The organism is Photobacterium sp. SKA34 (genome assembly GCF_000153325.1).
GTDB lineage: Bacteria > Pseudomonadota > Gammaproteobacteria > Enterobacterales > Vibrionaceae > Photobacterium.
The window spans coordinates 221,816-234,342 of sequence record NZ_CH724141.1; the positions used below are offsets into that span (position 1 = coordinate 221,816).

General features: G+C 35.7%; 12 protein-coding genes and 1 pseudogene. 6 read left to right on the top strand and 7 right to left on the bottom strand.

The annotated features are described in order from the left end of the window. Positions 1-154: 154 nt before the first annotated feature. The 4 genes and pseudogenes from tnpB to SKA34_RS02360 form a co-directional block, all read right to left on the bottom strand. Positions 155-508, bottom strand: a complete 354-nt coding sequence (tnpB, locus tag SKA34_RS02345; RefSeq protein ID WP_006643801.1) for an IS66 family insertion sequence element accessory protein TnpB — start codon at positions 506-508, stop codon at positions 155-157. Then, the gene (locus tag SKA34_RS02350; protein ID WP_006643893.1) at positions 505-825 is read right to left on the bottom strand and encodes a hypothetical protein; all 321 of its coding nucleotides are present in this window, start codon (positions 823-825) and stop codon (positions 505-507) included. Before SKA34_RS02350 ends, tnpB begins: the two co-directional genes overlap by 4 nt. 182 nt (positions 826-1,007) lie before the next feature. Continuing rightward, positions 1,008-1,673: a hypothetical protein gene (locus SKA34_RS02355; RefSeq protein WP_006643894.1), complete on the bottom strand. Its 666-nt coding sequence runs from the start codon at positions 1,671-1,673 to the stop codon at positions 1,008-1,010. A gap of 513 nt (positions 1,674-2,186) precedes the next feature. After that, positions 2,187-3,139, bottom strand: a pseudogene (locus SKA34_RS02360) (chemotaxis protein CheV). A 633-nt stretch (positions 3,140-3,772) separates the two neighbouring features. On the opposite strand from SKA34_RS02360, the gene SKA34_RS02365 reads away from it, so the two are divergent. After that, complete coding sequence (locus SKA34_RS02365) at positions 3,773-4,228, top strand: hypothetical protein (RefSeq protein ID WP_006643899.1); 456 nt, start codon at positions 3,773-3,775, stop codon at positions 4,226-4,228. Positions 4,229-4,403: 175 nt separating this feature from the next. Here the strand turns inward: SKA34_RS02365 and nagA are convergent, their stop codons facing one another. Then, positions 4,404-5,537, bottom strand: a complete 1,134-nt coding sequence (gene nagA, locus SKA34_RS02370; protein ID WP_006643900.1) for an N-acetylglucosamine-6-phosphate deacetylase — start codon at positions 5,535-5,537, stop codon at positions 4,404-4,406. Positions 5,538-5,917: 380 nt separating this feature from the next. On the opposite strand from nagA, the gene SKA34_RS02375 reads away from it, so the two are divergent. Beyond that, entirely contained in the window at positions 5,918-7,267 is a 1,350-nt protein-coding gene (locus SKA34_RS02375; protein ID WP_006643901.1) for an MDR family MFS transporter, read from the top strand. A gap of 167 nt (positions 7,268-7,434) precedes the next feature. Further along, positions 7,435-8,193, top strand: a complete 759-nt coding sequence (locus SKA34_RS02380) for a hypothetical protein (RefSeq protein WP_006643902.1) — start codon at positions 7,435-7,437, stop codon at positions 8,191-8,193. A 123-nt stretch (positions 8,194-8,316) separates the two neighbouring features. On the opposite strand, the gene SKA34_RS02385 is transcribed toward SKA34_RS02380, so the two are convergent. Next, entirely contained in the window at positions 8,317-8,862 is a 546-nt protein-coding gene (locus tag SKA34_RS02385; RefSeq protein ID WP_006643903.1) for an isochorismatase family protein, read from the bottom strand. A gap of 133 nt (positions 8,863-8,995) precedes the next feature. Between SKA34_RS02385 and SKA34_RS02390 the strand changes: the two genes are divergently transcribed. The 3 genes from SKA34_RS02390 (at position 8,996) to SKA34_RS02400 (ending at position 11,537) form a co-directional block, all read left to right on the top strand. After that, entirely contained in the window at positions 8,996-9,682 is a 687-nt protein-coding gene (locus SKA34_RS02390; RefSeq protein WP_006643904.1) for a VC0807 family protein, read from the top strand. A gap of 151 nt (positions 9,683-9,833) precedes the next feature. Continuing rightward, entirely contained in the window at positions 9,834-10,322 is a 489-nt protein-coding gene (locus tag SKA34_RS02395; RefSeq protein WP_006643905.1) for a hypothetical protein, read from the top strand. Between the two features lie 300 nt (positions 10,323-10,622). Next, positions 10,623-11,537, top strand: a complete 915-nt coding sequence (locus tag SKA34_RS02400; RefSeq protein WP_006643906.1) for a cation diffusion facilitator family transporter — start codon at positions 10,623-10,625, stop codon at positions 11,535-11,537. A gap of 548 nt (positions 11,538-12,085) precedes the next feature. Here the strand turns inward: SKA34_RS02400 and SKA34_RS02405 are convergent. Beyond that, the coding region (locus SKA34_RS02405) for an IS66 family transposase (RefSeq protein WP_006643907.1) at positions 12,086-12,527 on the bottom strand (442 nt) is incomplete at its 5' end.

The window sequence follows — 12,527 nt, forward strand, 5'->3', positions numbered from 1 at the left end:
GATTCGCTGTGTTTTGCAACGCCACAACTCTTTCACCATCGCTTGTAGCTCGGCAACATCTTGGCTTCTGGGTTGATATTTGGCGTCTTTTTCATGGCATTTATTATACTAAAGTCATGCCGTTAACGCTTGGTGGATATAGCTTTATTATCGATTAAGTCATTGTAAAATCGTTTATTTGAACGGGTTTATGGCCGATAATCGTGAAGCCAGAAAGCAGTCTATCAAGCTCGCATTGAGTCAGGGTAAACACGTCATTTTTCTCTTTTGACGGCCATTTATACTTGGCTTTTTCAAGGCGTTTATACCAAAGTGCAAAGCCTGTTTTATCCCAGTACAACACTTTGATTTTGTCGCGCTGTTTATTGGTAAACAGGAATAGTGCGCCGCTTCCCAAGGGTAAATCGGTGTCACTTTCGATAATCGCCGCGAGGCCATTGATGGACTTTCTAAAATCGACACTCTCACGATACAGATAAATATCTGGTGCACTTAGCATATGTTTCATGACAAGGCTCCAATGAGTTCTGCCAGGTAGGCAGCGGGCGTGCCTTGAGGAATACTCAGCTCAACGTCGTTGACAAAAAGTGTCATATTCGCGGTAGGTATTTGCGTCATATGGTAACGTGTTGTCTGCTCTACAACGTTTGCTTTGACGAAGCCGTTAGTCTGTGGTGTTTGAAGGTGTGTTAACTGTTGGCGTTTGGCATGAAACGTGGAAAGACTTAATCCGTGATGTTCACAAAAAGCACGTTGAGTGAGTTGGCTGGATTCATAGCACTCAAACAAAGTCTGCCATTCTTGATTGGTAGGTCGTGTTGCCATTTTAAATCTCCTTTGGATTGGAGATTTGATCTTATTCTTCGAGTAAAGTGATTAGAATGCGGTGTTTATGGCACGCTTACAAAGATACTACCATAAATCTTACTTTTAATATCTTGGGTTATTTGTAACAAATGCATGATTTAAAGTAATAAACCTAGTGACACGATTTTTTTGATTAGTTGCTATATAGCGGTAAGTTTCCATTTTTTTACATTTTTGGCGAAATCAGCAAAGCGCTTACATGGTTGCTGGTGAAAGGTGAGATTTGCTTGGTTATTTCCAATAATATCAAGCAATAATAGTTCTGCTTGATATTTGGCATCTAACAATTGTTCATTATTAAAATAGTTAAGAACTGGTGAAATAAGGCTTTTATCTATTTTTTGTAAAGAATAATAGCATTGGTTTATTGCGATGTTATCGTTGAATAATTCTAAGGCTTGTAAGCTCGTCTTGATTTGCTCTTGTGAGTGTAATAATTGAAGGAGTTTATCCCAGCGTTCTGCTGCTAAAATACCCATTGCGACATATTCTGAACGTTGGTAACTTTTTAATAGCATTCGTTCATAGTCATCTCGAATACCATTATCATTAAGATCTGAATCAAATACTTCAGTATGGTTGGCGGTGAGTGGCATTGTATAAGGACGAGGTACTTGATGGCTGCTGACATTCTTTTCAGCTAAGATTTCGAGTGCTCTAAATTGGTTAAGAGGAAGAGCGACATTATGTTGTGTGATTTTTTCAGGAAATAATTTTATTACACGAGGTATATCTTCGTCTGCTTTTACAATTAGGGCTGAAAAATATGAATAAAATAATAAACTTATAGTGACTACTTTTTTCATATGATGTGTTCTTTTGTTTCCATTGTTTCCATTGTTTCCATTGTTTGTATTGTTTGTATTTATAATTAATCATTACGATATTTTATATAGAGAGCAAATTTATCTTAATGAAAATGAGATCGTAAGATAATAAAAGAATGGTAGTTGTAATCATTACTATTAATATTCACGTTTTCGATCACATTATTATACAAATAATTTAAAAAACATGAGTTTACAATGAAGTGAAAAGACAGTTGTTATGTTCAGCTTTGATTTAGTTTAGAACTCTATACTGTATGTGGAAATTAAGAGTAGATAATCATCAAATTATCTAATAAAGATACTAATTCATATTATATCGTAATATAGGAATGATATGCCAGAGCACATATTCGAAGTATTATTAATTGTAGCTGCAATCGCTATTGCATTAGGTGTATTTTTAATAGCTGTTACAAATTATGCTTAACTTTCTATCAAAGAAAATAACCTAGACAATGTGTTAATGGTTTTGATAGAGAGTCTAAATAATTACTGGTTATGCTTTGCTAATTTTTCCATCATTCGGTTATGTACAACTTCAACAATCAGATCAGGTTGGAACTTTGAGATAAATTTATTGCATCCTATTTTTACTGTCATTGCTTCATTGAAACTTCCACTCAATGAGGTATTGAGTGTTATGTATAAATTTGACATGCGAGGATCATTACGAATCTTATGAGTAAGTCGGTAGCCATCCATCTCAGGCATTTCTGCATCAGTAAACATCATCAATATTTCATCGGTTACCGTTTTACCTTGATTGCACCATTGATCTAATAAACTATAGGCTTGCTGTCCATTGTTTGCTTCAACTACGTCGATGCCAATTTGAGCTAATGTTGACTTAATTTGATTACGTGCGGTAGGAGAGTCATCAACAATGAGAATTTTATGTCCTTGTAGATGCTGACTGATATCTCTATTCAATAATTCGTCAGAAATTTTAATATTATAATCAATAATATTCGCGAGCACTTTTTCAACATCAATAATACCTACAAGTTGTTTTTGGCTATCACGATGTATTTCACAAATAGCAGTAAGGTAATTATTCTTACCTACTTGATCGGGGGGGGCTGAATATCTTTCCATGTCATGTTAACGATATTCATGACTTGTCCGACTAAAAATGCCTGCACCGAACCATTATATTCAGTCACTATTAGGTTATTCAGTTCATTAACATCGGATTCTTTCATACCTATTGAGGTTCGAAGATCGATAACTGGGATTGATACGCCACGAATAGATGCTACTCCCTTAACATTTATATGAGATCCTGGGAGGCAATTAAGGTGGGGTACTTTAACAACATCACGGACCTTGAATACATTGATAGCAAATAGTTGTTGGCTGTTTAGCTTGAAGATAAGTAGCTCGAGCCTGTTTTCTCCTACTAATTGGGTTCGTTGATTAACACTGTCGAGAATTGTTGCCATGTTTAACCATCCTTAGTTAGAGTGATTGGCCTTATTTGACTAATTAAAGCGTATCGACAGATAAAAAGATTTATTGAATGAAATAAAGACTAAGGAATGAGGTTTAATGTTAAACAGTGAGCTAACTCTTAAATTTATGATTGTTAACAGAGGTTATGGCAGTATTAATTTGCTCATGATGATCTGACAACGTACTGCTTTAACGTGATGTAGATTAAAGTGACAACAAGAACAGAAACGAAAAAGTGATAAAATTAACCATTTATTTATATCGCTAAAAATTAACCTCTATTTTTAAACCTTTGGATGATTAAACTCATAATATGTGATTTTAGTCCTAATACAGTAGTGTTTTCATCTAACGTTACACTGATTTACTGACAGATCTTCTAAATGTAGAGTTAAAAGAAGAATGTTACTTATTTATCAATAAATTAACAATTGATGATTATATCAGTATAGTATCCTTAATTTTAAGAGCGTTAAGTGCTTATTGATTGTTATTAAACATTAATTATTAAATATATCAAAAATGAAATCTTTTAATTCATATATACATATTGCGTTTAAAATGAGAAAATATACCCAGTAGCAATATTTACGATTTTTAGCTTCACAATTGGAGAGGCAAATATGAAACTAGCATTGATTTTTTTATTGTCATCGATCGGTGGTGTTTTATCTGGTGAACATTTTCATTCATTTGCTGCCGGCTTTGGTATTGCTGCCATATCTGTAGGAACAGCATATTGGTTAGCATTTCGTTCAACGCGTTTCCCACAATTAGCATTACTATTACTGTTAATAGGAATGATGGCTAAACTTACCATCACAATTGTAGGTGTTATGTGGGGCCTAAAAGCTGAAGTTATTAACTCTCCGTTTGTATTCTCGTTATCTTACTTATTCTTCTCTATTGCCGTGACATATGGCTATTTCAAATTAAGAGAGTATCAAATGTCTATGGCTGCTAAGCGCGTTGTTTTTAATACTCAACAGGAAGAAAAAGTTGAAACTGACAATAAAACGACAAGAAATTTATCCCAACTATCTACTAATAAATTAGAAAGTTTAGATAGAGGTAATTAGTCAATTTAAGGCCAAGTCAGAGACTGACTTGGCCTTTTTATTTTAACCCGCTTACAAATGAGTATTTAACCAAATAGCTACATATCATCGTCAGGTAGAAGTAATAAAAAATCCAACTGTATGAAGACAATTGGATTTTAACCATATACTTAGTTTACTATTTTAGGTAACTAACTTAGAAAACGTGTTTACCCATTTGGAATACGTGCTTAACTTGGTTGTCTTCTGAAAGCAACGTGATATTTGCTTTGTAGCCTGCTTTTAACATACCGTACTCGTTATCGATCTTAATCGCTTTTGCCGGGTATAGTGTAGCCATACGTAGAGCTTCTTCACGAGAAAGGCCAACGTGATTAATCAAGTTGTTTAAGCCTTGGATCATTGTAACTGCAGCGCCAGCAATTGTGCCATTAGCATAAAAACACTTACCATCTTTAACGTAAGCTTTAAGACCAGCCATATCGAACTCAGTCATGTCTGTACCTGCAGGTGCAACAGCATCTGTTACCATGAATAGTTGTTCACCCATGATCTCATGTGCAATACGGACAGAAGGGTATGAAGCGTGAATACCATCAACGATAATGCCTGCATGTGGCTTTTTATCGAAAATATAACCAACAACACCAGGCTCACGAGATCCAAGTGGTGTCATTGCATTATATAGATGAGTTGCCATTTCTAGACCAGATTTCGCATTTACTTGATCGTAAGTGGCGTTAGTGTGGCCTAAAGAAACGGTAATACCTGATTCACGAACAATATCGATCACTTTTTGTGATGTATTTTCAGGGGCAACGGTTAGTACACAGATTTTATCTGCGTTATCAGCTAAGTATTGCGCAGTTGTTTCGTCAAGCTCACGAATGAATTCTTCGCGGTGTGCGCCTTTTTTCTCAACACTGATAAAAGGACCTTCAATGTGAAGACCTAAAACACCTTGTTGTTCTGGTTGCTCTGTGGCTTCTAGCATTTCAATAACTTCAACTAATGAAGTACCGTCACTTGTAATAAAGGTCGGTAAGAACTGAGTAGTACCACTTTTTAAGTTGGTCTCGTTCATGATATCAAGTGTTTCACTACTGATAGCAGTATTAAGTAATACGCCACCACAGCCATTAATTTGAAGATCAATAAAGCCAGCAGATGCTAAGAAGCCTTTACCATCAACCACTGTTTCAGGAAGTTCTGATTGGTTTACGTCTGACATTGGAATGATACGTTGAATAACATCATCTTTAACAAAAATAGCTTGATTGTTAAGAGTCGTTTTTCCATCAAATACATTAACGTTGATAATTGCGTTCATTGGTATCTCACTTGTAAATTGATACTGCTAACAACAAGTGTCACAGTAAATACATCATTTTTATACAATGCCTCGTCAATTGAACTGAAATGGCAACGACACATCGATTGAAAGCATTAAAATAATCTTATTTTTCTATGTAAATTAAGATACCTGTTTAGCTAATGATTCGTCAAATCCTTTCAGTAAATAAACATAAAAAGTATCCATCAATGGTCTTTAACTATTCAGTGAAAGTATCGTAAAAAATGATTTTTTTTATTAGACAATAAGTAATTATTCTTATTTACACATCAATTGTAAAGTAATTGATTTATAAACCATCACTTTATTTCAAGGAGTGACAGTATGCGGTATCTTATAGGGTGAAGGAGAATTATATGACCCCCCCTAAGACAATTTTTGGCAGTGTAGCGTTAGTTATTGCGCTTGGATCACTAGAAAAAAGCATAGTAACGACACCTTTACCAATGATAGGGCAAGAATTACACGCGGGAGAGTTACTGACATGGGTTGTTACTGCCTATCTTTTAGCTTCTACTGCGGTACTTCCTTTATATGGAAAATTGAGTGATATATTTGGACGAGTTCGGATGCTAAATATTAGCATTACGTTGTTCGTTCTTGGTGCTATAGCGTGTGGTTTATCTCAAGATATTAATACCTTGATTGCATCGCGTGTATTACAGGGAGTTGGTGGTGGTGGTTTAATTGCGTTAGCCTTTACTGTGATTGCTGATTCAATACCTGCGAAAGAAGTAGGTAAGTATCAGGGATATATCTCTGCTGTTTATGCTGTTTCTAGTATTGCAGGGCCATTGCTTGGCGGTTTTTTTACTGAGCATTTAACGTGGCGCTGGGTTTTTTGGATAAATATACCACTAGGAATAATAGCAGTATGGCTAATTAATAAAAATCTCAATCATTTAAGTGTTTGCCGTAAGAGTCGTTTTGATTGGGGTGGCGCACTACTCTTAATGGTAGCGACAACGTTATTGTTATTGATTATCTCGCCAGAAGCGAATTTATCGAAAAGTCTGCTCGTTGGATTATTTCTTTTTGTTATCGCTATGCTCATAGTGGTTGAACGTTCGGTGTCTGATCCCATTTTACCGCGTAAGTTAATCCAATTATCAGGTTATATAACAAGTGTCTTTTTGATCTTGTGTTCACAGTTATTAATGTTTGCTGTGTTGGTGTATTTACCATTACAAATGCAGTGGCAGCAAGGGATGACAGCATCGAAAAGCGGACTGATCATGGTGATATTCATGTTTAGTATTACTACTGGAGCCTACTTTGCGGGTAAGTACATTGCTAAAACTGGGTTCTATAAGCGTGTCGTTGTTATTGGCTTTATTTTAACAACATGTGCACTCGCGCAATTATATGCTTCTTTTTATGTACATATTTCATTGGCGTTAGCGGGTTTAGGACTTGGATTTACCTTGCCTGCGCTCAGTGTTGTAGTGCAGCACATTTTACCCCCTCAAGATCGCGGTATTGGGATGTCAATGTTTAGCTTTGGGCGGGAACTTGGCGGTGCTATTGGTGTAGCCGTTTGTTCTGCTGTCTTTCATAGCCAAGTGACTTCTACTGATATTACAGATATCGTTGATCCACAGATCTTACAACATGGCTTTAGTTTAACTTATTTAGCCATGGCAATTATTGCAGCCATGGCCACCATGTTGACCCTACTTATGCTAAAAACACGACCACTTGATTAGTTAAGCAACGCTTTTTTACTGGTGAACAAAAAGGGATAACCAAGAAGCTATCCCTTTTCTTTTTGCACTTAGGTAGGCATTTGGGCAAAATAGCGCTTTCTCAATATTAGTACTGTTAAAACGCTTATTAAAGCGTTAGTTGCTATCCATACTGTATAGGAGTTGTCATGCAGTGGACTGACTGGCCATTTTTACTGTCTCAGGTTTTATCACAATTTTCCATCGGCGCATTTATTGTTATTGGTGTGATTATGCTATCGGGGAAACTATGTTTTGGACAATTTGATAGGGTACTTAAAAACTTCCCCCTGATCTGGTTACTGTTAATTACTTCAATGTTATTGCGAGAAGGCACATTAATGCTGTCGCAAATCTATAGTCAATCAAGTTTTGGTCTTGAAACCTTTTTCTGCTTAACTATTTTGATATCGACCATGGCTTATTGGTTATGTGAAAAGCACTTAATTGGCAGTGACAAATGGCGAAAGTCGTTTTTATTCTTGGTTGTGGTTTGGAGTGGACTGTACTTTATAGAAGGGGTGATAAATCATGGTATTAGTTATTTACTAGCCATACAATTTATCGCTAATGTTATTGTTGGCGGAAGTTTAGTTGCTCATTGTATGTTAGTAAAATCTGAGCATAAATTAACAAAACTTAATACCTTTTTACCTGTGTGTGGTTTAGTGCTTGGTGTTGTGGCAATACTATCGAATATGCAGGGTATGAGCTTATTGTTACAACAGGCTGAACTCGGTGACTTAACTGGCTTTGTCGTTCGAATTTCAAGTATAGGTTTGATGGCTTTAGGATTAAGTTTATGGTTAATGCCGATTATTACAAAGAGTAAACCTGTTACAGTGATGCTCGTTATCAGTAGCGTTGTTATGTCTGTTGCCAGTTTTCTTATGGCTCTATCAATGTAGTCACTTTTTCAACAACAGCTCTACTATTATCGACACATTAAAGGCATAGCGTTATTCAATAATGTTATGCCTTTCTATTACACTTTCAGCCAAAGAGGTAAGCGTTGCTTACTTTCGCAACGTTCACTTAATTAAATTTAGTAAGGCTTTGAATCTATCGCCATAGGCGACCCGCTGTAATTCAAACAGTACCATTTCTGTTGTACTGATTTGTGCACCTGCACGTTGCATTTTATTAAGTGCTATCTGTTTGTTTTCTTCTGTCCGTGAACTTATCGCATCACTTACTACAGTTACTTGGTAGCCTTCAGCAATAAGATCAATAACGGTTTGATAAACACAAATATGTGCTTCAATGCCAATAATGATGATCGACTTACGTTGTTTTAATTGTAGTTGCTCCAAAAAACTAATATTTTGAACGGCACTAAAGCTTTCTTTTGCAATGGGAGTTAATCCTTGCTGATTAAGAGGCTGCGCTATTTGAGGAATTGTTGTGCCAAGTTTATCGGGTAACTGTTCAAGCCATAATGTTGGTAAATCAAATAGTTCTGCGCCTTTTACCATAATTTCAGCTTGACGAAAAAAATGATCCTTTTTGTGCATTAGTTGCGCGAGGTTGCCTTGTACGTCAATCACAACCAATATTGAATGGTGGATATCAAGCATTGCGCTATTCCTTATGTCTATTGAAAAAGTAATAGTTTGTAACCATATTGCTCTTTACAGTGTTGTTTAGAAACGGAACAATGCAAAGTGACTAACGTAAAATAAATGTAAACAAAGGAAGTATTGTCAGACTATGGCTGAAAGAAAATCAAACCCGTTAAGTGAAATTGTTTTTAACGTTATTATACCGTCAGTGATCCTGATGAAGTTTAGTGGCGATGATGAACTCGGTGCGGTAGGCGGATTACTAGCAGCATTGGCTTTTCCTGTTATTTTTGGCGGCTATGAGCTTATTCGTTATAAGAAATATAACTTCATAGCCTTGTTAGGTATTGTCAGTGTTCTTCTAACTGGTGGTATTGGTTTACTTGAACTTGATACCAAATGGTTAGCGATTAAAGAAGCTTTAATCCCTGGGCTTATCGGTATTGTTGTTTTTGGTTCAACATTCACTAAGTTTCCGGTTGTACGCAAATTAGTGTTAAATGATAGCGTGCTGAACTTAGGACTCATTAATGAACGTTTAAAAGAAAAGAACAATGAGCATTTATTTGATCGCTGTTTAACGCACTCTAATTACATGTTTGCTAGTACGTTTCTTTTTTCATCTGTGATGAATTATATCCTGGCGACAGTGATAGTGACCAGTAAATCAGGAACTGAAGCATTTAATGAAGAATTAGGACGTTTAACATTGCTAAGTTACCCGATGATAGCAATTCCATCTATGCTGATGATGATGGGTATATTCTATTTTGTATGGCGTCAAATACGCCGTATGACACAGCTAGAAACAGCTGAGATATTTAAGTCACAGTAATGTCGGTTTCACCAAAATCAAAGCAGTGAATCGTTCACTGCTTTTTTTATATTAAATATGGCGTCTTATCTCTAAGATAATCCTTACAGGGAAAACATAATTCAAACTTTTGAGTCATAATTTAGGCATGTAGTTTAAAAACGGGCATGTCATGAAGCTAACCTCAATAATATTTATATCGCTATTAATAACTGCTTGTTCAACGATTGAAGTTGCTAATTCTTCAGATAAAGAAGGGGTGCAGTTTGTTGATAAACACTGCGGTAACCACCAATCCCAACGTGGTTCTCATTTCTTTAGCTCATTTCTAGATTCTCAATATCAAAAAATCACAGAACTTAAAGGTTTTATTAGTGATCAAAACTACAAACAACTCCATATTGCTTTGTCACAATTTAACGAACACTGGGAAATGCTCAACCAGCAAAGTTATGAAGCATGTGAAAAGTTAGCACGTTGTGAGTTTATAAAAGATCAGTACTTAGCATCATTTAATAAACAAAAAAGAAACAGAATGAAGCTTGATGCAGATAAGCAGAAAATGTGTGATAAAAGTAGCTTTGAATTTGATTTGAGCCGAGTAAAAATGGTTTCTTTCTATAGTGATGTTGAACGCTTAGAGCTTGTTCGTGAAGAATAATAATCGATATATCGAACACATTAAGGTTTTGTTGCATCTAATGTGTATGGTTAAAATTATATTTTTATTAGTTAATAACTTATTGAATTCTTTGTTTTATATCTCTAAGCTTCTACGGATTAGGCTAGATGTTTTCGTATCTATTTAATATTGAACAAATATCAAAAATTCCCCTAAAAGCTCTTTTAATGATATTGTATTTGTCACTATATTATTAAATATAGAGATGTTTTAAATTGACGTTTTATTGTTGTAACGGGTAGTTACGTTATTTTTTATCATTAATACTAGGGGGATATTATGGCGACAAGCCGTAAAATTAGTAAAGAGAGAATGGCCCTGAAGATATCATTAGTAGGAACAATTTTTGTTGCTACGCTTGGTATTGGATACGGCCTGTACGTTGGTTCTAATGCTATTTTATTAGATGGTATGTTCTCTTTTTTAAGTATGGGGATGACAGGACTTAGCCTTTATACGGCATACTTAGTTTCAAAGCCGGATGATGAACAGTTTCAATTTGGTTATGCCCACTTTGAACCTCTTATCAACGTGGTAAATGGTCTATTAATTTTAGTAACATGTTTATTTGCCTTTGTGACTGGCATACAAACAATAATACAAGGTGGTCACGATATTATTTTGGGAGATGCGATTATCTACGCTGTCCTCTCAACCGTCAGTTGTTTTTCGATTTACTTTTTTGAAACCTCTATCGCACGCAGTGTTGACTCCGAATTAGTCCGAGTTGATTCGCAAGAATGGTTAGTTGACGCCATCTTAAGTGCTGCAATACTAGTTGGTTTTATCTTAGTTATTATATTTGATGCAATGGGGTATTCTAAGTGGAATGCCTATGTCGATCCTATTCTTGTAACAACATTATCTATCGCAGCATCAGTATTACCGATAAAAGTTTTAAGACGAAATTTAAAGGAAGTTTTGCTTGTCGCACCACAAGACAGCGTTCAAGAGCATGTCGATCAAGTTATTGCAGAGCTTTCTGAAAAGTATGACTTCGATGATTATACTCATCATTTTGCTAAAATCGGTCGTCAATATGATTTAGAAATTAACATCTTGGTAAAAGATGAAAAAAGATGGACGACAAAGCAACAAGATAATATTCGTCAAATCATATGGGATAAATTGGAGGCTGATCTTGGTGAAACATGGCTTTCTGTTAGTTTCACAGGTCAAGAACGTTGGTTGTAACATTGCGTAAATTGAGTTTTTGTTTAATGTTAGGATAATTCACTACGAAGTAACGGTTATCCTAACTAACATTTTGTAATAATACTTTTTCGAATCATTTATTTTGAATTTTACAAAATGATAACCACTGTGGTGAAATAGATATGGGATTCTTGTATCATTTCTTCGTTCTAAAAATTATCTTTGTTTAACGAGACATAAAATAAGAGTTAATTTTTAGCCATTATTAAAAATTATTTTTATCACAGGTGAATCATGGACACTGCTTTAGTATTAGCATTCATTGTAGGTGCATTTTATATCATTCTTAAAGAAAAAAAATGTACTAAGAATATCGATTACAGCAAGGACAGCTTATAATCCCTATTCAAATTAATCCAAATTTAAAAAAGCGCTATGATTAGCGCTTTTTTATTACCTAAAAATATAAACAAGTACGATGTGATAAAAGTCATAATTTTAATGAAATTAAAATAAATTAATGTTTAATATTAATACACATGATTGTTATATTGTAAACGCCCCATGAACCCACGGGGCGATATTTGTTAGTGTTTGAGGTTCCAAGGTAGGAGTGCATCGATATCGGGCTCAGCTTTCGCGAGCTCTTTCATGCACTTGACCATGTAGTCGTAGAGGATAAGGCCGTTGGCTTTCGCAGTCTCGACGATGCTGTAAAGCATCGCACTCGCATCAGCACCATTTGGCGTGTTCGAGAACAACCAGTTCTTTCTGCCAATGACCAGCGGTTTAATTGCGCGTTCAGCGCGGTTATTGTCTATCGATAAGTGACCGTCATCGATATAGCGGATCACCTTCGGCCATTGGCCGAGCGTGTATTTTATCGCTTTACCCAGCGGGCTAGACGCTATCACTTGTTGAGATGTCATCCACTCGTACAACTCGTCCAGTATCGGTTTGCTATGCAGTTGACGTTCTGCTTTTCGTGTTTCGACAGTCGCACCTTTTAAGCGCGATTCTATCCCATAG

Excerpts from the sequence above, each read along its gene's own strand:
- tnpB (WP_006643801.1), bottom strand. The coding sequence starts at position 508 with ATGAAACATATGCTAAGTGCACCAGATATTTATCTGTATCGTGAGAGT.
- SKA34_RS02350 (WP_006643893.1), bottom strand. The coding sequence starts at position 825 with ATGGCAACACGACCTACCAATCAAGAATGGCAGACTTTGTTTGAGTGC.
- SKA34_RS02355 (WP_006643894.1), bottom strand. The coding sequence starts at position 1,673 with ATGAAAAAAGTAGTCACTATAAGTTTATTATTTTATTCATATTTTTCA.
- SKA34_RS02365 (WP_006643899.1), top strand. The coding sequence starts at position 3,773 with ATGAAACTAGCATTGATTTTTTTATTGTCATCGATCGGTGGTGTTTTA.
- nagA (WP_006643900.1), bottom strand. The coding sequence starts at position 5,537 with ATGAACGCAATTATCAACGTTAATGTATTTGATGGAAAAACGACTCTT.
- SKA34_RS02375 (WP_006643901.1), top strand. The coding sequence starts at position 5,918 with ATGACCCCCCCTAAGACAATTTTTGGCAGTGTAGCGTTAGTTATTGCG.
- SKA34_RS02380 (WP_006643902.1), top strand. The coding sequence starts at position 7,435 with ATGCAGTGGACTGACTGGCCATTTTTACTGTCTCAGGTTTTATCACAA.
- SKA34_RS02385 (WP_006643903.1), bottom strand. The coding sequence starts at position 8,862 with ATGCTTGATATCCACCATTCAATATTGGTTGTGATTGACGTACAAGGC.
- SKA34_RS02390 (WP_006643904.1), top strand. The coding sequence starts at position 8,996 with ATGGCTGAAAGAAAATCAAACCCGTTAAGTGAAATTGTTTTTAACGTT.
- SKA34_RS02395 (WP_006643905.1), top strand. The coding sequence starts at position 9,834 with ATGAAGCTAACCTCAATAATATTTATATCGCTATTAATAACTGCTTGT.
- SKA34_RS02400 (WP_006643906.1), top strand. The coding sequence starts at position 10,623 with ATGGCGACAAGCCGTAAAATTAGTAAAGAGAGAATGGCCCTGAAGATA.